The organism is Pandoraea cepalis (assembly GCF_902459665.1).
Lineage (GTDB): Bacteria > Pseudomonadota > Gammaproteobacteria > Burkholderiales > Burkholderiaceae > Pandoraea > Pandoraea cepalis.
Genome location: NZ_CABPSL010000002.1, coordinates 161,173 through 183,725, shown reverse-complemented (window position 1 = coordinate 183,725; position 22,553 = coordinate 161,173). Strand labels below are relative to the sequence as shown.

The window sequence follows — 22,553 nt, the reverse complement described above, 5'->3', positions numbered from 1 at the left end:
CCATTATAGCGGCCACGCGGCCGAGGTTCGCGCTGCCCGCATGGCCCGGTCGTCCCGGACGGGTGCGCCGGCGCCACCGTCCCCCGTGCGGCATGCCCGGCGTGCCATTTCACGAACCCTTTACCTTTCAGGAGAGCCAGATGCCATCGTTCGACGTGGTTAGCGAAGCCAACATGATTGAAGTCAAGAACGCCATCGAGCAGGCCAACAAGGAAATCTCGACGCGATTCGATTTCAAGGGATCGGACTCGCGAATCGAGCACAAGGAGCAGGAACTCACGCTGTTCGCCGACGACAACTTCAAGCTCGAGCAAGTCACGCAGGTGCTCATCAGCAAGATGGCCAAGCGCAACGTGGACGTGCGCTTCCTCGACTACGGCAAGGTCGAGAAGATCAGCGGCGACAAGGTCAAGCAGGTCGTCAAGGTGAAGAAAGGCGTCGAAGGCGATCTGGCCAAGAAGATCGTGCGCGTGATCAAGGACAGCAAGATGAAAGTGCAGGCGAGCATCCAGGGCGACAGCGTGCGCATTGCGGGCGCCAAGCGCGACGACCTGCAAAGTGCCATGGCCCTGCTGCGCAAGGACGTGACCGACACTCCGCTCGACTTCAACAACTTCCGCGACTGACAGAGGCGCGCCGCAGACAAGCAAAACCCGCAGACTCGCTGCGGGTTTTGTATGGGTCGAGGCCGTGCCGGGTTCGGCCGAGCCGACGTAACGCCGGCCTTACTTCGCCTTCTTCTGCCCGATGCGGCTTTCCTTGCCCGCCATCAGCTTGCCGATGTTGGCGCGGTGCCGGTAAACCAGCAAGATCGCCATGACGATCACCGCGGGGGCGTACGGTCCGAAGCCAGACATGAACACGTAGTAAAGCGGCGCGAACACCGCCGCCACCAGTGCCGCGAGCGACGAATAGCGAAAGAAGATCGCGATGATGAGCCACGTTGCGATCACGGCGAGCCCCAGCACCGGATGGATGGCGAACAGGACGCCGGCCGCCGTCGCTACGCCCTTGCCGCCGGCAAAGCGCAGAAACACCGGGTACAGATGGCCCATGAAGACCGCAAGGGCCACGGCCGCCAGACCGAAGTCACCTACACCCCACGTATCGGCGAAGCGTTGCGCAAGATAGACGGCAAGCCAGCCCTTGAGGGCGTCGCCGATCAGCGTGAGCACGGCGGCCTTCTTGTTGCCGGAGCGCAGCACGTTCGTGGCGCCCGGGTTGCCCGAGCCATAACTGCGCGGGTCGGCGAGACCCATCGTGCGGCTGACGATCACCGCAAACGGCAACGAGCCGATCAGGTACGCGAGAACGATAAAAACCAGTGTGGCCATGAACTTCGAGCGTGAGCAGAATGTGTAATGGCCGCCATTCTACTTGACGCGCTCCGTCCCTCCATTCTGGCAACCACGGGGTTGCGCCGCGACCGGATCGATCGGACAGACGCAGGCCGCCGTGCCGTGGTGTCTATTCGTCGCTCAGCGCACACGACACCGGCTTGGCCGCCAACGTATTGAGCAGCACCTGCGGGGCGATGCCGATGAGGTACCCGCGTCGCCCGCCGTTGATGAATATGCGCGGCAGATCGAGGATCGACGCCTCCACATACACGGTCATCGCGCGCTTCGTACCGAACGGCGACGTGCCGCCCACCAGATAACCCGAATGACGCTGGGCGACCTCCGGCTTGCAGGGCTCCACGCGCTTGGCGCCGATCTGGCGCGCGAGGTTCTTGGTCGAGACGGTCCGGTCGCCGTGCATGAGGACGATCAGCGGCCGGGCCTTCTCGTCTTCCATGACGAGCGTCTTGACGACCGCATGCTCGTGCACGCCCAACTGGCGTGCCGACTCGCCGGTCCCGCCATGTTCGACGTACTCGTAGACGTGTTCGGTGAAGGCCACTTTCTTTTGCTTCAGAAACTGCGTGGCCGGCGTTTCCGAGACGTGTTTGGTCTTGCTCATGGGCGCCTATTGTAATGAAACGGCCAAGGACTGCGGTCCCGGAATGCGCGCACCGCCGTCATCCTCGACGGCGTGTGCGATGCTCGATGACGGCGAGCGCATTACAATGCCGGCATGTCAGCCTCTCCCGCCCCCTCTCATCCGGACACCTTCGCCGCCAGCTTGCTCGCGAATCTGCCCGCACGCATCGACACGCTGCCCGCGCGGATCGCCGCGCAAGCGCCCACGCGCATCGCCCTGATCGACGACTTCAGCCGTCTCACCTACGGGGCACTGGCGAACACCGTCAGCGCCTGCACCGAGCGCCTGCGCGCGCACGGCGTGCGGGGCGGCGATCGCGTGATGCTCGTCGGTGAGAACGGCATCGCGTATGTGGTGCTGCTGCTCGCCGTGGCAGCCCTCGACGCTTGGCCGCTGCTGTGCAACGCGCGGGTCAGCGCCGCGGAATTGAACGCCATTCGCGATCATGCGCAACCGCGCTGCGCGATCTACACGGTCGATGCCTCGCCCGATGCCGCCGCGCACGCCCGGGGAGACGCCGCCAAGGTCGCCTGGACCGACCTTGCGCTCGGCGCCATCGCGGTGTCCGACATCGATCCCGACAGCGCCGCCGAGCCGGTGCAGACTGATCCGGCGCTGCAATGCGCGGCGCTTATCTACACAACCGGTACGACCGGCACGCCCAAGGGCGTTCGTCTCTCGCATCGCAACCTGATGTTCATCGCTGCGGTGTCGAGCGCGCTGCGACGCGTCGGTGCCGACGATATTGCCTACGGCGTGCTGCCGATCTCGCATGTCTATGGCCTGACGTCGGTGTGTCTGGGCACGCTGTACGCTGGCGGCACGCTACGGCTGGCCGCGCGCTTTACTCCCGAAGCCGTGCTCGATTCGCTCGCCCACGACGGGCTGACGATCCTGCAAGGGGTGCCCGCGATGCACGCCCGCCTGATGGCCTATGTGACGGCGCAGAACCGGACACTCATCGCACCGCGGCTGCGCTTCGTCTACTCGGGCGGCTCGCCCCTCGATGCCGCGCTCAAGGCGCGTGTCGAAGCGTTCTATGGCCTGCCGATTCACAACGGGTATGGATTGACGGAGAGTAGCCCAACCGTCTCGCAAACGCTGCTCGACGCCCCGCGCGACGACTGCGCCGTGGGGCCGGCGATCCCCGGCGTGACGGTACGTATCGTCGATCGCGACGGGCATGACCTGCCCGATGGCGACGTTGGTGAACTCTGGGTGCGTGGTCCTAACGTGATGCTCGGGTACTATCGTGCCCCGGCGCTGACGGCCGCAGCCGTGACCGACGACGGCTGGCTGCGCACCGGCGATCTTGCGCGGCGCACCGCCGACGGCGCGCTCTTCCTCGCGGGACGCGCCAAGGAACTCATCATCCACTCCGGCTTCAACGTTTATCCGCTCGAAGTAGAGCAGGCGCTGGCGAGCCATCCGGACGTGCTGCAAGCGGCCGTCCTCGGACGTCCCGACGAGGAGAACGAGCAGGTCATCGCGTTCGTGGAGGCGCGCCCGGGCCATGCCATCGACGTCGCAGCGCTGGCCGCGTGGGCGGCGACGCGGCTCGCACCGTACAAGCGTCCGGCGCAGATTCGGGTGCTCGATGCCCTGCCCGCCGCATCGACGGGCAAGGTGCTCAAGCACAAGCTCAAGGCGTTGCTTTGAAGTTTGATGGCGCGGCGGCGTCGCTCGCCTACCGCGCCGGCCTTGCTTGCCGTACACGCGGCCCACGCAGCACGCGCCTCACACACGGCGCTCACCCGCGCGGATGATGCTGTGCGTGCAGCGACTTGAGGCGTTCGCGCGCGACGTGCGTGTAGATCTGTGTGGTGGAGATGTCGGCGTGGCCGAGCAACAGCTGCACCACACGCAGATCCGCGCCGTGATTGATCAGATGCGTCGCGAAGGCATGACGCAGCGTATGCGGTGAGAGCGGCGCACGAATGTCCGCCTGCAACGCATAGCGCTTGATCAGATACCAGAACGCCTGCCGCGTCATCCCCTGGCCGCGTTGCGTGACGAACAGCGTGTCGCAGGCGCGACCGGCCAGCAGCACCCCTCGACTCTGCGCCAGATATCGCGTGAGCCACGCGTTGGCCTCTTCGCCGAACGGCACCAGCCGCTCCTTCGCGCCCTTGCCGAAGATGCGCAGCACACCCTCGTTCAATCCCACTTCAATCGTCTTGAGCGCGACCAGTTCCGAAACGCGCAGACCGCTCGCATACATCAGTTCGAGCATCGCGCGATCGCGCAACCCGAGCGGCTGGGCCAGATCGGGGGCGGCCAGCAATGCTTCGACCTGCGCCTCCGACAATGTCGAGGGCAACCGCTGGGCACGCTTGGCCGATGCAATGCGCAAACACGGGTCCTGGTGCACGACATGGTCGCGCAGCGCCCATTGATAGAACCGTTTGAAGACCGACAGACGACGATTGACGCTGCTCGCCAGACTCTCGCGACGCCACGCCAGATAGGCGGCGAGCGCCGCCTCGTCCACGTCATCGAGCGAAGTCTCGCGCTTGGCGGCGAGCCATTGCGCGAAGAGGCGCAAATCCCGTCGGTAAGCGTCGAGCGTATTGCGAGAGAGGCCGTCTTCGAGCCAGATCGTGTCGCAGAACTGGTCGATGAGCGTGACACTGCGCACATAGGTCGCGCCGTCGGGGTCGAAGGCCAGCGGAGACGACGGATCATCGAGATTGTCGACGTCGGTGAGGTTCTCGCTCGCGGGGTGGGTGCCTGGGGTCAAACGGTGGCTCCTTCCTGGGCCAGCGCCCATTCGACATGCTCGCGCACCAACGCCGATGGGTGATCGCGTCGCGCGAGCAAGGCATCGCGCAGCGGCGCGCGGGCGGCGGCATCTGCCGAGTCGCGCAGCGCATTGCCGAGCCCCACGGCCAGATTGCGCAGCCATCGCTCATGGCCAATACGACGAATGGGGCTGCCGGCCAGCTTATCCATGAATTCCGTTTCGCTCCAGGCGAACAGTTCGACGAGCGAGGCGCTATCGAGCCGGTTGCGCGGAGCGAAATCGGCGAGCGGCGACGGCTGCGCAAACTTGTTCCACGGGCAGTAGAGCTGGCAATCGTCGCAGCCATAGATGCGATTGCCCATCTTCGCGCGCAAATTCTCGGGAATCGCCCCTTTGTGCTCGATCGTCAGATACGACACGCACAAGCGCGCATCGACGCGAAACGCTTCGGTGATGGCGCCGGTCGGACAAACGTCGCGGCATCGCTGACATTGCCCGCAGTGCTCACCCGGTTGCAGGCGCTGCCCCGTCGCCCTGCCTTGCACCTCGCTCGGCGTGCTTGGCGCATCGGCATCCACCGGCAGCGGCACGTCGACAAAGATCTCGCCGAGAAAGAAGAGCGAACCCGCGTCGCGCGAGAGCAGCAGGGTGTGCTTGCCGCGCCAGCCCAGCCCGGCCTTCTGCGCGAGTTCGACTTCGAGCACGGGGGCCGAATCGGTGAATGCACGGTAGCCGAACGGCCCGATGGCCTGGGTAATGCGATCGGCCAGTTGTTGCAGCCGATGGCGCATGACCTTGTGATAGTCGCGTCCGCGCGCATAGATCGACACGACGGCCTCGGCAGGCATCGCCGCGCGCGCGGCTTCACGCTCGCGCCATCTCGCCATGTCGGTGTCGTTCGGAAGATAGTTCATGCGTGCGCTGATCACGCGCACCGTGCCGGGAACCAGCTCCGCGGGCCGCGCGCGCTTCATGCCGTGCGCCGCCATATAGTCCATATCGCCATGACAGCCGTCGTCGAGCCATTGTTGCAGCCCCGCTTCGGCGTGCGAGAGATCGATGTCCGTGATGCCGACCCGGCCGAAACCGAGTTCGCTCGCCCATGCGCGAATCTGACCGGCAAGCGCGGCCAAGTCCTCGGCATCGAGGGCGGGAGACGTCGCATTGTCGCGCGAGGACGACACTTCCGAAGCATTCGGAGGTGCCGCCGACTCGACTTGTGCGGCGGTAGCGGGGAAAATCACGGAAGCTTTCATCGACTCCATTTTACGCAATGCCCGATTCATCGACGCCGACGCCCCTGGGCGAGCGCATCTTCGCGCTGCCGGACGAAGCCGCCACCGAGGCCTTCGCCGCAGCGCTCGCGCGCGCCATCGTGGCACGCGCGGCGCACACCGACCCGGCGCATGCGGGACTGCACGTGCAGCTCTCGGGCGACCTCGGTGCAGGGAAAACCACGCTCGTGCGTGCCCTGCTGCGCGCGCTGGGCCATACCGGACGCGTCAAAAGTCCCACGTATGCATTGTGTGAACCTTACAACATCGACACACCACAAGGCGTGTTGCCGGTCTATCATTTCGACCTGTATCGCTTCGCCGATCCGGCCGAATGGCACGACACGGGCTTTCGGGAGCACTTTGCAGGCGACGCCCTGTGCCTCGTCGAGTGGCCGGAGAAAGCCGAAGGTCTCCTGGGCACCCCCGATTTGGGCCTTTGGCTGGAACCTGTCGGCCACAGCCGCCGTCTGACGACGAGCGCCTACACGCCGGCCGGTCTTGCTTGCCTGAACTCATGCTGATCAAACGCTTTATTCGTACCGACGACGCCTCATCGCCCAATGCCGGCCGCCGCCGTGCATTGCGCGCCGGCGCCTCGACACTCATCCTCGCCCTCACCGGCCCGCGTCTCGCCTTCGCCAATGCCATCGTGGCGGTGCGCGTCTGGCCGGCCAAGGACTACACACGCGTCACGCTGGAGACCGACAACCCGGTCAAGTTCCAGCAGCAACTTATGGCCAGTCCGAACCGCTTTGTCATCGATCTCGACGAAGTGGATCTGAGCCCGGCGCTGCGCGATCTCGTGTCAAAGATCCAGCCGAACGACCCGCAGATCATGCAGGTGCGCGTGGGGCAGTTCAAACCCGGCGTCGTGCGCATGGTGTTCGATCTGAAGGCCGGCGTGAAGCCACAATCCTTCACGTTGCCGCCGGTCGCGGGCTACAAGTACCGCACCGTGTTCGACCTGTATCCGGCGGTCGAGCCCGATCCGCTCATGGAACTGCTCGCCAAGTCCAGCCACAAGGCCGAGGCATTGGCGCAGAACACACCGCCCGCTCAGCCCTCGAACCCGTCGTCGGGCACGGGCACGCCGAGCACGGAGGAGAGCGAAGCGTTCTTTCAGCGTTACGCGCAACGTGAGCCGGGCCCGCGCGTCTCGCGCCCCCCGGCACCCTCGACCACGGACAGAATGCCGTCGCTCGCCCAGCGCAACGACGACGGGCTGCTCACGCCACCGTCACGCGGACCGAAGACCGCCCGCCTGCTCACCATCGCCCTCGACCCCGGCCATGGCGGAGAAGACCCGGGCGCGATCGGCAGCAGCGGCACCTACGAGAAAGTGGTGGTGCTGCAGATCGCCAAGCGGCTGCGCGAGAAGATCGATGCGCAACCCAATATGCGGGTGATGATGACGCGAGACGCCGACTTCTTCGTACCGCTCGGCGTGCGGGTGCAGAAGGCCCGCCGCGTGGACGCCGACCTGTTCATGTCGATTCACGCCGATGCGTTCACCTCGCCGTCGGCGAACGGGGCGTCGGTATTCGCCCTGTCCGAGCGTGGCGCCACGAGTGCGACGGCACGTCTGCTGGAAAAGACGCAAAACGCGTCCGATCTGATCGGCGGCGTCAACATCAAGACCAACGACCGCGCCGTAGCGCATGCGTTGCTCGATATGTCGACAACGGCGCAGATCCGTGACAGCAAGGTATTCGGCACGGCGCTGCTCGCCGAGATCGGCACCGTCGCGGACCGGCTGCACAGCAAGCACGTCGAACAGGCGGCCTTCGCGGTGCTCAAGGCCCCCGACATTCCGTCGGTGCTCGTCGAGACGGCCTTCATCAGCAACCCCAAGGAAGAGCAGGCGCTGAACGATCCGGCCTACCAGGAGCGGCTCGCCGATGCACTGCTCAAGGGCATCAAGGCCTACTTCGCCAAGAATCCGCCCCTTGCGAAGAATCGGACGGCCTGACGGCCGGCCGCGGACGTTCGCGCAACGCCAAGACAAAAATGGCGCGCCCGGTCATCAACCGGACGCGCCATTTTTTATTGGACCTGCGAGGTCACTGTCTGCCCGACGGTCGACCTTACTCGCCCTGGCCCTGCGCCACACGGCGACGACCGCGCGTGACCAGTTTCCAGAGCGCGCCGAGCGCGATCGGCACCACCGCTGCCGAAATGCCCACCAGCACGATGACGTTCAGGTATTGCTTGACGATCGGCAGGTTGCCGAACAGGTAACCGCCGCCCACGAGCAGCGACACCCAGATCAGGGCGCCGAGCAAGTTGTAGAGCTGGAAGCGCACCCACGACATGGCCGACACCCCCGCCACGAACGGCGCGAACGTCCGCACGATCGGTACGAAACGCGCAATCACAATGGTCTTGCCGCCGTGATGCTCGTAGAAGTCGTGGGTCTTGCGCAAGGCGTCGCGATCGAGAAAACGCCAGTTCTTCTCGTACACGCGCGGCCCGATCTTCGATCCGATCCAGAAGTTGAGCGTGTTGCCGGTCACTGCCGCAATGAAGAGCAGTACGCCGAGCAACCACGGATCCATCGCACCGGTCGCCGCAAATGCACCGCCAATGAACAGCAGGGAATCACCCGGAAGGAACGGAAAGAGCACCAGCCCCGTTTCCACGAACACGATCATGAACAGGAACAGATACACCCAGTTTCCGTATTGATCGATAAACACCCCCAGATGTTTATCGATGTGGAGCACCATCTCCACCAATTGCACCAAAGTATCCAAGTCGATTCCTCAAGATAAAGGACGCCGGCCCGTCCCTGCGGGCACGCGACGAACGCATGATACCAGCGCAAACGTCGGGCGTCGTGTCGTGCCCGTGACGGTCGGCGCCGACCGTCACGGGTATGTCGAATCCATGGTCCAGCCTACAACCCTCCCATGACAGGAATGAGTTGCGCTGCTACGGGCGCCGTTGCGGGTATTGCCCGCTGAAACCTGGCTCGACCTATGTCTTTGAGGGCAACCTTTATAATGGTTCCCATGTCTGCGACCCCGACCTCCTCCCCCCCTGCACACGACCCGGCCGGCGTGCCCGACCCGACCGGCACCCAGGCCCCAGAGCGCCGCCCCGGCCCCCTGCCGACGGGCCTCGCGCCGTTGCGCGCCATCCAGGTCCTTCCCGACCAGCTGATCAGCCAGATCGCCGCGGGCGAGGTGGTGGAACGCCCCGCGTCCGTCGTCAAGGAATTGCTCGAGAACGCCCTGGATGCCGGGGCCCGCGCACTCCAGATCAAGCTCGAAGAAGGCGGCGTGCGCCGCATCGCCATCACCGACGACGGCGGCGGCATGTCCGCCGAACAATTGCCGCTGGCGCTCACGCGCCACGCGACGAGCAAGATTCGCTCGCTCGACGAACTCGAATCGGTGCTTACGTTGGGGTTCCGTGGGGAAGCGCTCGCTTCCATCGCGTCGGTGGCCCAACTCACGCTGTCGAGCCGCCAGGCCGATGCGCCGCACGCGAGCGCCATCGACGGCAACACCGGTGCGCTGACCCCCGCCGCAGGCCCGGTGGGCACGACGGTCGACGTTCGCGACCTGTACTTCAACACCCCCGCGCGGCGCAAATTTCTGAAGACCGAGCAGACCGAGTTCGGTCATTGCATGGACGTTATTCGCCGCAGCGCGCTCGCGCGTCCCGACGTCGGCTTCTCGATCCTGCACAACAACCGGGCGGTGGAGCACTGGAACGCGACTGACGCCGCGACGCGCGTCACGCGCGTGCTCGGCAACGACTTTGCCGGCGCGCATCTGGCGCTGGACGAGGGGGCCGCCGAGTTGCGCCTGTCGGGCTTCGTCGGGTTGCCGACCGCCAGTCGCGGGCGCGCCGACCAGCAGTATTTCTTCGTGAACGGCCGTTTCGTGCGCGACAAGCTGCTCACCCACGCGGTACGCGCGGCCTATGAAGACGTGCTCCACGGCGACCGCTATCCGGCCTACGTGCTGTATTTCGAACTGCCACCGCAATGGGTCGACGTCAATGTCCACCCCTCGAAGATCGAAGTGCGGTTTCGCGATGCCCGCAGCGTCCACCAGTTCGTATTCCACGTCGTGCAACGCGCGCTGGCCCGAGCGGCGGGCAGCGGCGGCGCGACGCACGCCGCCCACCTGACCGACGGCGGTGGACTTGCCGCCGGGCCGGGTGCCGCCTTGGGCGGAGGCGGCAGCGGCATGGTGGCTGCGCGCCCGGCCGGAGGGATCGGTGGCGTCGGCAGCAGTTGGAATCCCCGCATGCAGCAAGGCACGCTGCCGATGGCGCAACCGCTGTCCGTCTATGACAACTTGTTCGGACGCGCCGCGCCCCCCGCCCCGCGCCCGTATGGCCAGCCAGGCGTCACGGATGCGCCCCCGCCGCCGTATGGCCATGCCGGGACAACGCAAGGCGACACGACACTCACCGGCAGCGGCACCCTGCCGGCAGGCGCCGGCGGCAACGCCGACGCCATGACGCTGGAACAACCGCTCGGCTTCGCCCTCGGCCAATTGCACGGCATCTACATCCTCGCGCAGAACGCCTATGGCCTCGTGCTGGTCGACATGCACGCGGCCCACGAGCGCATTCTCTACGAACGCTTCAAGCAGGCGCTCGTGGAACGCAGCGTGCCGGTGCAGCCGCTGCTGATTCCCGTGACGTTCTTCGCCGACCCGGTGGAAATCGGTACGACGGAAGAGCATCAGGAAACGCTCACCGCGCTGGGCTTCGACCTCGCGGCGATGTCGCCGACCACGCTCGCCGTGCGCGCCATTCCCGCCTTGCTCGACGGCGCCGACGCGCAAGCCCTGGCGCGCGCTGTGCTCGCGGACCTACGTCAGTACGGCGGTTCGCGCGTGCTCACGGAACGTCAGCATGAACTGCTCGGCACGCTCGCCTGCCACACGGCGGTACGTGCAAATCGACGGCTCACGCATGAAGAGATGAACGCGCTGCTGCGCCAGATGGAAGCGACCGAGCGCGCCGATCAGTGCAATCACGGGCGTCCCACCTGGTACCAGCTCACGCTCGGCGATCTCGACAAGTTGTTCATGCGGGGACGTTGAGCCGCTCATGACGTCATCTTCCCCGATCGTCTGCCTGCTGGGCCCGACGGCATCCGGCAAGACCGCCGCCGCCCTTGCGCTGGCGCAGGACACTCCGCTCGAGATCATCAGCGTCGACTCCGCCCTCGTCTATCGTGAGATGGACATCGGCACGGCCAAGCCGAGCGCGGCCGAGCTGGCCGCCGTTCCCCATCACCTGATCGACATCATCGATCCGCGCGACGCCTATTCCGCCGCGCAATTCCGGGAAGACACGCTGCGTCTTGTCGATGAGATTGCAGCGCGCGGACGCCGCCCGCTGCTCGTCGGCGGCACGATGCTGTACTACAAGGCGCTCACGCAAGGCCTCTCGCCGCTGCCGTCGGCCAACGCCGACGTACGCGCCCAACTCGACGATGATGCCGCGCGCGAGGGCTGGCCCGCCATGCATGCACGGCTGGCGAGCGTCGATCCGTCGACGGCCGCCCGCCTCGCGCCGAATGACGCACAGCGCATTCAACGCGCGCTGGAAATCTTCGTGCTGTCGGGCAAACCGATGTCGCAATGGCTTGCCGAAGAAGCCCGGGCACCTGCCGCGCCAACGCCCCATACGTTCGTGCCGGTGGCGCTGGAGCCGAGCGACCGCGCGGTACTGCACGCACGCATTGCCGAACGGTTTCGTCTGATGCTCGCAGCCGGCTTCATCGAAGAAGTCGAACACCTGCGCGCACGCGGCGATCTCGACCCGAGCCTGCCGTCCATGCGCTGTGTCGGCTACCGGCAGGTATGGGAATACCTCGACGGCGAGATCGATTACGACACGATGCGAGACAAGGGCATCTTCGCGACGCGCCAGTTGTGCAAGCGTCAGCTCACCTGGCTGCGCTCGATGCCCGAGCGCCACATCGTCGACTGCACGGCCGCCCACGCCCTGCAACACGCCATCGACGCCGTACGCGCGCTCTGGCAGGTCTGAGCGCATCGCCATCCCTGCGGAACCCGCATCGCCTTATCGCCCCAGTCGTCTCCAGCCTCCGTTGAAACCCTGACAGCTTTCCGGTTTGCACGACGATTTTGATATGCTAATTTGCATATCAACGTTTCGTTCAATGCAAATTTGCATCGAATCCACGATACCGGGAAGGACGCCAATGACGCAGACTTCGATGGAGCCAAGTGGGGTGGCGGGTGACGGGCTGCGGCGGCCGACCGGCGGCGCGCGACGCGTGCCCGTCGCTAAATGGGCGGTGCGCGCCGGGGTCACGCTGATCTATCTGTTCATGCTCAGCCCGCTGATCTTCGTCGTCTGGCTGAGCTTCTTCAAAGACGCGATCATCACGTTCCCGCCGAGCGGCTACACGCTCTCATGGTATTTGAATGCCTGGCGCAACGCCGCGTTCGCCGACGGCTTCCTGCTCTCGCTCCAGCTCGCCGCCTGCGCGGCCATCGGCGGCGTAATCCTCGGTGTCGCCGCCTCTCTCGCCCTCGCGCGTTATCGCTTTCCCGGCCGCCGCACGCTCGGCAATGTGTTGCTGTTGCCGCTCGTGGTCCCGGGCATCGTCGCGGGCATCGCGACTTACCTTTTCTATCTGCGCGCCGAAAACGCGCTCGACATGGACATCGTCGGCACCTTCGGCGGTCTCGTGATCGCGCACGTCTGCCTGACCATTCCGTGGACGATGCGTCTCGTGGGCGCGAGCCTTGCACAGATCGACGGCACCATCGAGGAAGCCGCTCGCAATCTCGGCGCGGGCCCGTGGCGCACGCTGTGGCGCGTCACGCTGCCGATGCTGCGGCCTGCGGTCGTCGCGGCCGGACTGTTCAGCTTCATCGTGTCGTTCGAGAACCTCGAACTCACGTTGCCGCTGGTCGGACCGGGCAAAACCACCCTGCCCATCGCGATCATGCAGTACCTCGAATTCAATCTCGATCCGACGATTGCCGCCGTCTCCGCGGCGCAGATCGTCCTGCTCGGCATCGTCATGCTGATCACCGATCGCTTCGTCAAACTCAGCCAGGTGATCTGACATGGCCAACGTTTCGTTGCGCGGTCTGCGCAAGCAATACGGCAACGCCGCCGCCGTGGCGGACTTCTCGCTGGAGATTGCCGACGGCGAACTCGTCGCCTTCCTTGGCCCGAGCGGCTGCGGCAAGACCACGACGCTGCGCATGGTCGCGGGCTTCGTCGAGCCGACGGCCGGCGAAATCTGGATCGGCGGCAAGGAGGTCTCGCGCCTGCCCGCGCATCGCCGCAACACCGGCATGGTGTTCCAGCGTTACGCGCTCTTTCCGCACATGACCGTGGCAGAGAACGTGGCGTTCGGCCTCGAGATGCGGCACGTGTCGAGTGCCGAGCGCGTTACGCGGATTCGCGAAGCGCTCGATATGGTGCGTCTCACGTCGCTGGCGGATCGCTATCCGCGCCAGCTCTCCGGCGGTCAGCAGCAGCGTGTGGCGATTGCCCGCGCACTGGCGATTCGTCCTGACGTGTTTCTGCTCGACGAGCCGCTGTCCAACCTCGACGCCAAGCTGCGCACCGAAGTGCGCGAAGAGATCCGCGCCTTGCAGCGACGGCTCGGCCTGACGACGATCTTCGTCACCCACGATCAGGAAGAAGCGCTGGCGATTGCCGACCGCCTGGCCGTGATGCACGACGGCTGCGTGCAGCAGATCGGCACCGCCGATGCGCTTTACGAACGCCCGGCCAATCCATTTGTCGCGAACTTCCTCGGCAAGATGAATTTCCTCGCCGGGCGGATGACCGACGGCCAGTTCGTGACGGCCAAAGGCGAGCGCCTGGCGTTGCCGAGCGCCGCCCCCGACGCCACGACGCTCGGCATTCGCCCCGAGCGCCTGCGCCTGAGCGACACGCCTGTGCACAACGAAACGGCCATGCCGGTCACGGTCGACCAGACGATCTATCTCGGTTCCACGCTCGAACTCCGTCTGAAGAGTGCGCAGGGCGAGATGCTCGTCGCGCACGTGCAGAACACCGCACGCGACGACGTCGGCCGCTATGCCCCGGGCCGCGCCCTCAACGCGTGCTTTGCCAGCACCGATTGCCTGTTTTTCAACGCCTGACGACACTGCCTCACTTCCACCCGCTTCGGCCCATGTATTGGCCAACCTCGTGGCCAACGTTTTGAAGGATGACGACATGACGCACGCCCTGAACCGCCGCTCGTTTCTGAAGACCGCCTCCGGTCTGGTGATCGCCCCCGCGCTCGGCCTCGATGCCCTCTCGGCACACGCTGCCGCCGCCTGCCCGAACGTGGTCGTCGGCACCTGGGGCGGCGACTATCTGAATCTTCTCGAACAGAACATCGGCAAGCCGATCATCGAAGCCGCCGGCGGCAAGGTCACGTACGACTCGGCCGGTCAGGTCGAGCGCATGACGAAGCTGCGCGCCGAGAAGGCGTCGCGACGCGGCTCGCTCGACGTTGCATGCCTGGCCGATCTCGATATGTACGACATCAACCGCTCGGGCATTCTCGAAGCGGTCGACGCCAAGCTCGTCCCGAATCTGGCGAATGCGCTGGAGGCGCTGCGCCGTCCGTACTCGATCCCGCACATCTTCAGCGCGATGGTGATCGTCTACAACCCGGAGAAGCTCGGCACGAAGCCCGACTCATTCACCGCCGCACTCGATCCCAAGCTCAAGGGCCGTGTGGGTTTCTCGGACATCCTCTACAACTTCAACGTGGTGAGCAGCTCGCTCGCGGCCGGCCATAAAGACGGCGATATGGCCGGTGGTGTGCAATTCCTGCGCGAATTGCGCAAGTCGCAGCAGCCCAAGGTCTATCCGTCGAACGAAGCCGTGGCGTCGGCCCTCAAGAGCGGCGACATCTGGTTCACCTGTATGTGGAAAGCGCGCGCGCTGCAATGGAAGAAGGCGGGCGTGCCGATCGATTACGTGGTGCCCAAGGAAGGCGCCGTGCCGGTAACGTTCGAAGCCGCCGTGCCGAAGAATTCGCAGTCCAAGCTGTGCGGCTTCAACTACCTGAACGCGATGCTCGATCCGCGCGCCCAGATCGGCTTTGCGGAGACGATGGGCTATGCGCCGACCGTGACGAACGCGAATCTGCCGCCGTCGCTGCAGGAAAGCGTGGGCTTCACCCGCGCCGAACTCGATCGCATGGTCAAGCTCGATTACGCCCGCTTCACCGCCGACAAGCCCGCGCTGCTCGACTTCTGGAACAAGGAATTCAAGGTGGGTCTGTGAGCGTCGCCGACACCCCGGAGCCTGCGATGACGCCATCCCCACCGGCTGCCGACGACGCCCGAGCCTCCCGGGCCGCCACCGCGCGCGCGGTGCGCGGCGCGCTCACTGGCGGCTCGCTCGCCACGCCCGCCACCCTGGTCGTGTTGCTCGTCATCGTGCTGCCCGGGTTGCAACTGGTGCGCTACAGCTTCAACCGGTTCGATCCGGTCGACATGATGCAGGCGGCACTGACCGGCACGAACTACGTCAAGTTCTTCACCGATCCGTACTACCTCTCGGTGCTCTGGACGACGATCAAGGTTGCCTCGCTGTGCACGGCGCTCGCGCTCGTGTTTGGCTTCCCGGTCGCCTACGTGCTCGCGCGCACACAAACCCGCTTCAAGAGCCTGCTGGTGATGCTGCTGGTCTTCCCGCTGCTGGTGGGCAACGTCGTGCGCGCGGCCGGCTGGATGGTCATGCTCGGCACGGCCGGCTTCGTCAACGCCATGCTCGTGTCACTGGGCATCGTGCCGCAGCCGATTCGCTTGCTGTACACGCCGTTCGCGGTCGTGGTGGGCACCACCGCCGTGGTGCTGCCTTACATGATCCTCACCTTGCAAAGCGTGCTCGAAGGCATGGACTTCTCCGTCGAGGAAGCCGCGCGCAATCTGGGCGCCACCTTCTGGCAAACACTCACGCGCGTGATCCTGCCGATGGCCGCACCGGGCATCGCCGCCGGCACCATGCTCGTGTTCATTCTCTGCATGAACGCCTATGCCACCCCCGTACTGCTCGGCGGCACCGGCATCACCATGATGACGCCCACGATCTACGACCAGATCGCGAAAGCGAACAACTGGCCGTTCGGCGCGGTGCTGTCCATCGTCTCGATGGTGGTGACGTTCGTGCTCGCCATTGCGTCGCACTGGATCATCCATCGGCGCTATGCGAAGACGATGATGACCTGACCGATCTGCCCGCCCTGATCCGCGCGACCTTGCGTGCCGACCGGCCCCATCCGTCGGTCGTGCCCAACGCCGTCTGCCCCTGACATTTGCCCCAATTTGCCGATAAGGACTTCGTGATGCCGACTCTCTCCGATGCGACACGTCAGTACCGCCATCGTCTGATGCAAGACCTGATGGACCGCGCGCGCGTCGACGCGCTCGTGTTCACCGCCGCCGATTTCTTTCAGTGGGCCACGAACTTCCACGTCGATGTGCAGACGTGGGAGCGCCCCATCGCCGTGTGCGTGCCGCGCAACGGCGAGCCGTTCGCGGTGATGAACGAGCTGTCGACGCATCACCTGATGATGGCGCGCGAGCGGGGCCATCTGTGGCTCGATCTCGATCGCGTCACGCTTTACGCCGAGCATCCGCGCGTGACCCAGCGCCAGCCGCTGCTCGCCGATGTGCCCACACTGATCGCCGACACGCTGCGCGCGGCCGGTCTGGCAGGCTCGCGCATTGGCGTCGATGCGGCCGGTGGCCCGCTCGCGCGCGCCGGTGGCCTGCTGCCCGATGCGAAGCTCGTGCCCATGCTTGCCGAGATGCGCGCCCTGCGCTGGGTCAAGCACGACGAGGAAATCGCCATCATGCGGGCCGCCGCCGAGTTGGCCGACTGGGTGCAGGACCGGTATCGCGAGAACATTCGTCCCGGCCGTCTGGTGCAGGAACTCGACTACGCGATGGCCGCGCTGATGGTCACGGAAGGGGCCAAGCGCTTCCCCGGCGAAAACCTCGAAGTGATGCGCTGCTGGACGCTCTCCGGCCCCGCCTCGGCCTCGCCGCATGGCGATGGGGCATCGTGCGGAGCGCGCATCAATGCGGGCGACGGCATGGTCAACATCGTGATCCCGCGCCTGAACGGTCTCGTGATCGAAAACGAACGCACGTGGTTCTGCGGCAAGCCGTCGAGCGAGCAGGCGCGCTACTACGAGGTCGCGCGCGCCGCCAATGAAGCCGCAGTGAACGCGGCCGTCACCGGCAAGCCCGTCTCGGGGATCGACGCCGCGGCGCAGGCCGTCATCGAGAAAGCGGGGTGCGGTGAGTTCATCCGACATCGCACGGGCCACGGCATGGGCATCATCGGCCACGAGTACCCGGACGACATGGCGTTCAACCATCGTCCGCTGCTCGCGAACGAGGTGTATTCGGCCGAGCCCGGCATCTATGTCTACGGCCTGGGGGGCTTCCGTCTGGACGACTCGGTCGTCACCGGCGACACCCCCGTGATGCTCACGCGCACGCCCCGCACGCTCGCCCACGCCACGATCGATTGACGATTGCAGGCCCGCGAGTCACGGTTGCCCGCTGACCCGGGCAACCCCAGACACACCATCCTGGAGGAGAGGTCATGGAGTCGATTCTGTTGTCGAATTGTGCGCTGCTCGACCCGGTCAAGGGCGAGCTGCGCGAAGACCACGCCGTACTGATCGAAGGCGGACGCATCAAGGAAGTGTCGGACAAGCCGATTCGGGCGGCGTCGGCGCGCGAGATCGATGCACACGGGCGCACCGTGATGCCGGGACTGATCGATCTGCATGTGCACGTGCATGCCACGCAGCTCAACCTGGCCTCGCAAGCCCATCTGCCGAACGTGCTCGTCACGCTCCGGTCGGTGCCGATTCTGCAGGGCATGCTGCGGCGCGGCTTCACCACCGTGCGGGACGCGGGCGGTGCGGGACACGCCATCAAGCAAGCGGTCGAAAGCGGACTGGCCGAAGGGCCGCGCCTGTTCGTGTCGGGCCGCGCGATCAGCCAGACCGGCGGACACGGCGACGGTCGCGCGCGCACCGACTACCTCGGCACCGACGGGCCCTGCCCGTGCTGCGTGCGCGTCGGCGCGCTGTCGCGCGTGGCCGATGGCGTCGACGAGGTTCGACGCGCGGTGCGCGAAGAGCTGCAAATGGGCGCCGACCAAATCAAGATCATGGCCTCGGGCGGCGTGGCCTCGCCCACCGATCCCGTTGGGGCCTGGGGTTATGCCGAAGACGAAATCCGCGCCATCGTCGCGGAGGCCCGCGGGCGCGGCACCTATGTGCTCGCCCACGCCTACACGGCATCGGCCATCGAACGCGCCGTGCGCTGCGGCGTGCGCACCATCGAACACGGCAACCTCGTCGACGCCCCCACGGCCCGCTACATGGCCGAGCAAGGCGCTTACGTCGTACCCACCTTGGTGACGTACGACGCCCTCGCGAACGAAGGCAAGTCGCTCGGGCTGCCCGACGATAGCGTCGCGAAGATCGCCAATGTTCATGCGGCGGGCCTGCGTTCGCTGGAGATCTTCCGCGAGGCCGGTGTAAAGATGGGGTACGGCTCGGATTTATTGGGTGAGTCGCAGCGCCTGCAAAGCGACGAATTCCGTCTACGCGCCGAAGTGCTCTCGCCGGCGGAGATTCTGCGCAGCGCGACGGTCATCGGCGCCGAGGTGCTCGGCCAGTCGGGCCAGTTGGGCGAGATCGTGCCCGGCGCGCATGCCGACGTGCTGATCGTCGACGGCAATCCGCTGGCGTCGATCGATTGTCTACTCGGCCAGGGGGAGCGGATTCCGATGGTGATGAAGGGCGGTAGAATCCACGCTTTCGCGCTGTAGGCCCCATGCGCAAGGGCCCCGACAGCTAACCCTTCCGTGGAGAATCGATGGATTTCCGGCACATCGACGCCTTTCGGGCGCTGATGCTCACGCGCACGACTACCAAAGCGGCCCAGGTGCTCGGCACGTCGCAGTCCGCGGTCAGCCGTCTCGTGGCCGATCTCGAACGCTCGACGCGTCTCACGCTGTTCGATCGCGCGCGCGGACGGCTCGAACCGACGGCCGAGGCGTTCGCGCTCTTCGAGGAAGTCGAGCGCCGCTATGCCGGCCTCGACAACATCCGCGAATTCGCGCTGAATCTGCGTAACCCCGACACGGCCGTCATTCGCGTGGGGTCGGTCGTGTCGTTCGGTCTGGGCTTCTTTGCACGCGTGATGGCCGGCTACCGGGCGTTGCATCCGAGCGTGCAGCTCGCGCTGACCACGGGGGCCTCCGATCTGATTCGCGACCAGGTCGTCACGCATCAGCTCGCGCTCGGCCTCGTGACCAATACGATCGACGTGGCCGCGACCGATGCCGTCTCGTTCGCCAACCTCGACGCGATCTGCGCCCTACCCGCGGGGCACGTCCTCGCGCGCAAGAAGGTGATCCGTCTGGCCGATCTGAAGGGGCAGCCGATCCTGTCTTACGAGCCGACCGACATGGTGCGCTGGGGCATGGATCAACTCTTTGCCGAGGGCAATCTGCATCAGCAGGTTGTTGCCACGGCTCGCTACTCGGTCAACATCGGCACGATGGTGAAAGAGAACGTCGGCATCGGGTTGCTGCACCCGGTGTCGGCGTACGACTTCCTCGACTCCGATCTCGTGCTGCGACGTTTCGAGCCGTCGATGCCATTTCATACGCTGCGCATCACGCCTCGCGCCGCGGCCCCCAGCGCGCAACTCGACGATCTCGTGCGCGTGATGGAGACCACGCTGGAGGATGTCATGCGAGCCGTGGAGGCGCGGATGAAGCGCTGACGCGGCAACCATCGCCGGCGTCTACAGCATCCGGTCGCACATAGCGTCGACGAACACGCGCAGCTTCGGCGAGAGGTGACGGCTGGACGGCCACAACATCCAGAACTGACCGGGATTTTCCAGATAGGCGTCGAGGACGACCTGAAGTTTGCCCGCGGCCAGCGCATCGCGGGCCAAAAAGTCAGGCATATACGCAATGCCCAGTCCGTGGGTAGCCGCACTCAGCAGTGCCTCCATGTTGTTGCATGTCAGGCTTGTGCGCAGCTTCGGTTCGTCCGCCAACGCCGACACGAACGCCCACGACTGCAATTTTCCCGAAGTCGGAAAACGAAAGCGAATGCATGCGTGTGTCTCGAGATCGTTCGGGGTTTGCGGTGTGCCTCTCTGGGCGAGATAGCCGGAAGACGCGCATAGCACGAAGCGAAATTCACCCGCGCGTCGCGACATCAGCGTGGAATCCGGCAGAACGCCACTACGAATCACCAGGTCCAACCCGCCCTTGATCAGATCCGCGATGCGGTCGTCGAAATCCAGATCGAGTTCGATATCGGGATACTTTTCGGCAAATGCTGGCAGCCGCGGCATCAGGAACCGGTAAGCCGTGACGGGCAGCCCGACGCGCAATATGCCGCGCGGTGTCTGCGACACCTGGGAGAGCATGGCGCGGGCGTCGGCCAGTTCGTCAAGCACTCGCCGGCAACGCTCGTAGTAGATCTGCCCCGCCTCCGTGAGATTCACGCGACGCGTGCTGCGCTGGAAAAGCCGCACGCCGAGTGTCGCTTCGAGCCGCGCAATCTGCTTGCCAATCGCCGACGCCGACACGCCCGTCGCCCGCCCAGCCGCCACAAAGCTCAAGGTCTCGGCCGCTCTTACAAATGCGGCTATTTCCGCAAGATTGTCCATCATCGGCCGCTCCCGCGCGGTTGGTTGTGCGCCCCGCATTGCGGAATTCTATTCCTTAATCCACGAACTCCTGGCCTGTTTATCCCACATTGACGATTTTTTAACATGTGTGACGTGACGTCGGCCAACGTTCCCTTTCCGCTTCAGGTGCGCGTCAGCGTGTCTTAATCAGGACTTTCTTCATGTCGATCATGGCTTCCCGGCCCTTGGCGCGCGCCGATACCTCGCTGCGCCGCCGACTAATGGGCCTCTTTTCCGTTTGCCTCGCCGCGTTACTCCTGCCCATGAGTTTCTCCGGCGGCGCTGTCGCCACACCAGCGATCGGAGCGGCATTGCATGGGAGCGCACTCGAGATGCGTTGGATCACCAGCGCCTTCATGCTGGCGTTCGGCAGTTGCCTGATGGCGGCCGGCGCGTGCGCCGACGCCTTCGGACGCAAACGCACATTCCTGTTGGGTGTGGGATGTTTGCTGCTCACGTCACTGGCGCTCGCCATGTCCAGGACGGCGCTCGTTGTCGACTGGCTTCGCGCGTTGCAAGGCGTGGCGGCCGCTGCAACGCTCGCAGGCGGTGGCGCTTCGCTCGCGCAGGATTTCGACGACCACGCCCGAGCGCGTGCCTATGGTTTGCTGGGTACGACCTTTGGCGCGGGTCTGGCATTCGGGCCATTGCTCGCCGGGGCGCTCATCGCGCGCTTCGGCTGGCAAGGCGTATTTGTTGCCACTGCGGTTCTCGCAGCGCTCGCGCTGGGCCTCGGCGCACGCAGCGTGCGCGAATCGCGCGATGCGACAGCGACGGGCCTCGACTGGCCCGGCACGCTGTCCTTCACCAGCGCGCTCTCGTGCTTGACGTATGGCGTAATTCAAGCCTCTGCGCGGGGAATAACGGCGCCGGCGGTCATCGTCGCGCTCGCGCTCGCGGCGATGCTGGCCGTCGCGTTCGTTGCCATCGAACGGCGCGTAGCGCACCCGATGCTCGACCTGTCGCTCTTTCGCTACGTGCGTTTCCTCGGCGTGCAGATGTTGCCCATCGCCACGTGCTGTTGCTACATTGTGCTGCTTGTGTTGCTACCTCTGCGCTTTATCGGCGTGCATGGTGACAGCGAGGTCGTGGCCGGCTTGCGCATGATGGCCTTGTCGCTGCCGATGCTCGTGGTGCCGTTCATCGCCACGCAGTTGGCGCGGCGCATTCCTGCCGGCGTACTGTGCAGCACGGGGTTGGTGGTGGCGGCGGCAGGGCTGGAATGGCTGGCACGCGTGGCCGGCTCGCCTAACGGCGGCGCGTTGACTCCTTCGCTGTGGCCGATGCTGCTGATCGGCACGGGTAGCGCGATTCCGTGGGGTCTGATGGATGGGCTTTCGGTAAGCGTGGTGCCGACCGACCGCGCGGGCATGGCCATGGGCATTTTCAATACGACGCGCGTGGCCAGCGAAGGCGTGGCGCTCGCCATCGTAGGGGCCGTATTGATCGCGATGACCGGTGCGCAACTGCCCGCCCCGCACGGGGCCGTGACACCGGACGTGGCACGTGAGGCCATCAATCGGCTCGTTGCGGGGGATATGCGCGGGGCAATGGCAGATGTTCCGGCATGGAACGAAGCCACGTTGCGTGACGCTTACGAACGCGCCTTCGCGACCTTGCTCGACCGACTTGCGATTGTCACCTTGCTGTGCGCCATCATCGTGTTGGCCTGCCTGAGCGGCAAACCGCGCACCGCCGTGGCGGAGCTGGGTGAGCCCTCGACCGACACCGCCGCACACTGACCATTGAATATCGCGGGTACCTCAGAGACTGTTAGGCGCTAATTGCTGGGGTACCGACAAGCTCGCCTTGGTTCTGTAC

Annotated in this window: 20 protein-coding genes; 14 read left to right on the top strand and 6 right to left on the bottom strand. The window is 65.5% G+C overall.

The features are described from left to right. Positions 1-140 precede the first annotated feature (140 nt). Positions 141-626, top strand: coding sequence for a YajQ family cyclic di-GMP-binding protein (locus tag PCE31106_RS05260; RefSeq protein ID WP_017232736.1), 486 nt, complete (start codon positions 141-143; stop codon positions 624-626). Positions 627-725: 99 nt separating this feature from the next. Here the strand turns inward: PCE31106_RS05260 and plsY are convergent, their stop codons facing one another. Both plsY and ybaK read right to left on the bottom strand, forming a co-directional pair. Continuing rightward, positions 726-1,334: a glycerol-3-phosphate 1-O-acyltransferase PlsY gene (gene plsY, locus PCE31106_RS05255; protein ID WP_150562616.1), complete on the bottom strand. Its 609-nt coding sequence runs from the start codon at positions 1,332-1,334 to the stop codon at positions 726-728. A 133-nt stretch (positions 1,335-1,467) separates the two neighbouring features. After that, positions 1,468-1,962, bottom strand: coding sequence for a Cys-tRNA(Pro) deacylase (ybaK, locus tag PCE31106_RS05250; RefSeq protein ID WP_017232734.1), 495 nt, complete (start codon positions 1,960-1,962; stop codon positions 1,468-1,470). Between the two features lie 114 nt (positions 1,963-2,076). Between ybaK and PCE31106_RS05245 the strand changes: the two genes are divergently transcribed. Next, positions 2,077-3,642: a class I adenylate-forming enzyme family protein gene (locus PCE31106_RS05245; RefSeq protein ID WP_150562615.1), complete on the top strand. Its 1,566-nt coding sequence runs from the start codon at positions 2,077-2,079 to the stop codon at positions 3,640-3,642. A gap of 91 nt (positions 3,643-3,733) precedes the next feature. Here the strand turns inward: PCE31106_RS05245 and xerD are convergent, their stop codons facing one another. After that, positions 3,734-4,753 carry a site-specific tyrosine recombinase XerD gene (xerD, locus tag PCE31106_RS05240; protein ID WP_437343793.1) on the bottom strand — a complete coding sequence of 340 codons (1,020 nt, stop codon included), beginning with the start codon at positions 4,751-4,753 and terminating at the stop codon, positions 3,734-3,736. After that, positions 4,720-5,982, bottom strand: coding sequence for a tRNA epoxyqueuosine(34) reductase QueG (gene queG / locus PCE31106_RS05235; protein WP_254440921.1), 1,263 nt, complete (start codon positions 5,980-5,982; stop codon positions 4,720-4,722). Before queG ends, xerD begins: the two co-directional genes overlap by 34 nt. 17 nt (positions 5,983-5,999) lie before the next feature. On the opposite strand from queG, the gene tsaE reads away from it, so the two are divergent. Next, complete coding sequence (tsaE, locus tag PCE31106_RS05230; RefSeq protein ID WP_150562613.1) at positions 6,000-6,524, top strand: tRNA (adenosine(37)-N6)-threonylcarbamoyltransferase complex ATPase subunit type 1 TsaE; 525 nt, start codon at positions 6,000-6,002, stop codon at positions 6,522-6,524. After that, positions 6,518-7,972: an N-acetylmuramoyl-L-alanine amidase gene (locus tag PCE31106_RS05225; protein WP_254440920.1), complete on the top strand. Its 1,455-nt coding sequence runs from the start codon at positions 6,518-6,520 to the stop codon at positions 7,970-7,972. Before tsaE ends, PCE31106_RS05225 begins: the two co-directional genes overlap by 7 nt. A 115-nt stretch (positions 7,973-8,087) precedes the next feature. Here PCE31106_RS05225 and PCE31106_RS05220 read toward each other — a convergent pair whose 3' ends face one another. Then, complete coding sequence (locus PCE31106_RS05220) at positions 8,088-8,756, bottom strand: VTT domain-containing protein (protein WP_150562611.1); 669 nt, start codon at positions 8,754-8,756, stop codon at positions 8,088-8,090. Between the two features lie 258 nt (positions 8,757-9,014). On the opposite strand from PCE31106_RS05220, the gene mutL reads away from it, so the two are divergent. The 9 genes from mutL (at position 9,015) to PCE31106_RS05175 (ending at position 19,808) form a co-directional block, all read left to right on the top strand. After that, the gene (gene mutL, locus PCE31106_RS05215; protein WP_254440919.1) at positions 9,015-11,069 is read left to right on the top strand and encodes a DNA mismatch repair endonuclease MutL; all 2,055 of its coding nucleotides are present in this window, start codon (positions 9,015-9,017) and stop codon (positions 11,067-11,069) included. Between the two features lie 7 nt (positions 11,070-11,076). After that, positions 11,077-12,024, top strand: a complete 948-nt coding sequence (gene miaA / locus PCE31106_RS05210) for a tRNA (adenosine(37)-N6)-dimethylallyltransferase MiaA (protein WP_150562610.1) — start codon at positions 11,077-11,079, stop codon at positions 12,022-12,024. 175 nt (positions 12,025-12,199) lie between these two features. After that, complete coding sequence (locus PCE31106_RS05205; protein WP_026131729.1) at positions 12,200-13,075, top strand: ABC transporter permease; 876 nt, start codon at positions 12,200-12,202, stop codon at positions 13,073-13,075. A 1-nt stretch (position 13,076) separates the two neighbouring features. Further along, on the top strand, positions 13,077-14,129 hold the full coding sequence (locus tag PCE31106_RS05200; protein ID WP_150562609.1) for an ABC transporter ATP-binding protein: 1,053 nt from the start codon (positions 13,077-13,079) through the stop codon (positions 14,127-14,129). A 76-nt stretch (positions 14,130-14,205) separates the two neighbouring features. Further along, positions 14,206-15,270: an extracellular solute-binding protein gene (locus PCE31106_RS05195; protein ID WP_026131728.1), complete on the top strand. Its 1,065-nt coding sequence runs from the start codon at positions 14,206-14,208 to the stop codon at positions 15,268-15,270. Positions 15,271-15,296: 26 nt separating this feature from the next. Further along, positions 15,297-16,217, top strand: a complete 921-nt coding sequence (locus tag PCE31106_RS05190; protein WP_254440918.1) for an ABC transporter permease — start codon at positions 15,297-15,299, stop codon at positions 16,215-16,217. 116 nt (positions 16,218-16,333) lie between these two features. Next, positions 16,334-17,530 carry a M24 family metallopeptidase gene (locus PCE31106_RS05185; RefSeq protein ID WP_150562608.1) on the top strand — a complete coding sequence of 399 codons (1,197 nt, stop codon included), beginning with the start codon at positions 16,334-16,336 and terminating at the stop codon, positions 17,528-17,530. 74 nt (positions 17,531-17,604) lie between these two features. Beyond that, entirely contained in the window at positions 17,605-18,846 is a 1,242-nt protein-coding gene (locus PCE31106_RS05180) for a metal-dependent hydrolase family protein (RefSeq protein ID WP_017232720.1), read from the top strand. Positions 18,847-18,893: 47 nt separating this feature from the next. Then, complete coding sequence (locus PCE31106_RS05175; protein WP_150562607.1) at positions 18,894-19,808, top strand: LysR substrate-binding domain-containing protein; 915 nt, start codon at positions 18,894-18,896, stop codon at positions 19,806-19,808. Between the two features lie 21 nt (positions 19,809-19,829). On the opposite strand, the gene PCE31106_RS05170 is transcribed toward PCE31106_RS05175, so the two are convergent. Next, positions 19,830-20,711, bottom strand: a complete 882-nt coding sequence (locus PCE31106_RS05170) for a LysR family transcriptional regulator (RefSeq protein ID WP_150562733.1) — start codon at positions 20,709-20,711, stop codon at positions 19,830-19,832. A gap of 182 nt (positions 20,712-20,893) precedes the next feature. Here PCE31106_RS05170 and PCE31106_RS05165 point away from each other — a divergent pair, with 182 nt between their 5' ends. Continuing rightward, a complete protein-coding gene (locus PCE31106_RS05165) occupies positions 20,894-22,474 on the top strand; it encodes an MFS transporter (protein WP_437343792.1) in 1,581 nt (526 codons plus the stop codon). Positions 22,475-22,553 lie beyond the last annotated feature (79 nt).

Bases quoted from the DNA above. Each gene is read 5' to 3' on its own strand.
- PCE31106_RS05260 (WP_017232736.1), top strand. From the start codon at position 141: ATGCCATCGTTCGACGTGGTTAGCGAAGCCAACATGATTGAAGTCAAG.
- plsY (WP_150562616.1), bottom strand. From the start codon at position 1,334: ATGGCCACACTGGTTTTTATCGTTCTCGCGTACCTGATCGGCTCGTTG.
- ybaK (WP_017232734.1), bottom strand. From the start codon at position 1,962: ATGAGCAAGACCAAACACGTCTCGGAAACGCCGGCCACGCAGTTTCTG.
- PCE31106_RS05245 (WP_150562615.1), top strand. From the start codon at position 2,077: ATGTCAGCCTCTCCCGCCCCCTCTCATCCGGACACCTTCGCCGCCAGC.
- xerD (WP_437343793.1), bottom strand. From the start codon at position 4,753: ATGGGCGCTGGCCCAGGAAGGAGCCACCGTTTGACCCCAGGCACCCAC.
- queG (WP_254440921.1), bottom strand. From the start codon at position 5,982: ATGAAAGCTTCCGTGATTTTCCCCGCTACCGCCGCACAAGTCGAGTCG.
- tsaE (WP_150562613.1), top strand. From the start codon at position 6,000: ATGCCCGATTCATCGACGCCGACGCCCCTGGGCGAGCGCATCTTCGCG.
- PCE31106_RS05225 (WP_254440920.1), top strand. From the start codon at position 6,518: ATGCTGATCAAACGCTTTATTCGTACCGACGACGCCTCATCGCCCAAT.
- mutL (WP_254440919.1), top strand. From the start codon at position 9,015: ATGTCTGCGACCCCGACCTCCTCCCCCCCTGCACACGACCCGGCCGGC.
- miaA (WP_150562610.1), top strand. From the start codon at position 11,077: ATGACGTCATCTTCCCCGATCGTCTGCCTGCTGGGCCCGACGGCATCC.
- PCE31106_RS05205 (WP_026131729.1), top strand. From the start codon at position 12,200: ATGACGCAGACTTCGATGGAGCCAAGTGGGGTGGCGGGTGACGGGCTG.
- PCE31106_RS05200 (WP_150562609.1), top strand. From the start codon at position 13,077: ATGGCCAACGTTTCGTTGCGCGGTCTGCGCAAGCAATACGGCAACGCC.
- PCE31106_RS05195 (WP_026131728.1), top strand. From the start codon at position 14,206: ATGACGCACGCCCTGAACCGCCGCTCGTTTCTGAAGACCGCCTCCGGT.
- PCE31106_RS05190 (WP_254440918.1), top strand. From the start codon at position 15,297: ATGACGCCATCCCCACCGGCTGCCGACGACGCCCGAGCCTCCCGGGCC.
- PCE31106_RS05185 (WP_150562608.1), top strand. From the start codon at position 16,334: ATGCCGACTCTCTCCGATGCGACACGTCAGTACCGCCATCGTCTGATG.
- PCE31106_RS05180 (WP_017232720.1), top strand. From the start codon at position 17,605: ATGGAGTCGATTCTGTTGTCGAATTGTGCGCTGCTCGACCCGGTCAAG.
- PCE31106_RS05175 (WP_150562607.1), top strand. From the start codon at position 18,894: ATGGATTTCCGGCACATCGACGCCTTTCGGGCGCTGATGCTCACGCGC.
- PCE31106_RS05170 (WP_150562733.1), bottom strand. From the start codon at position 20,711: ATGGACAATCTTGCGGAAATAGCCGCATTTGTAAGAGCGGCCGAGACC.
- PCE31106_RS05165 (WP_437343792.1), top strand. From the start codon at position 20,894: ATGTCGATCATGGCTTCCCGGCCCTTGGCGCGCGCCGATACCTCGCTG.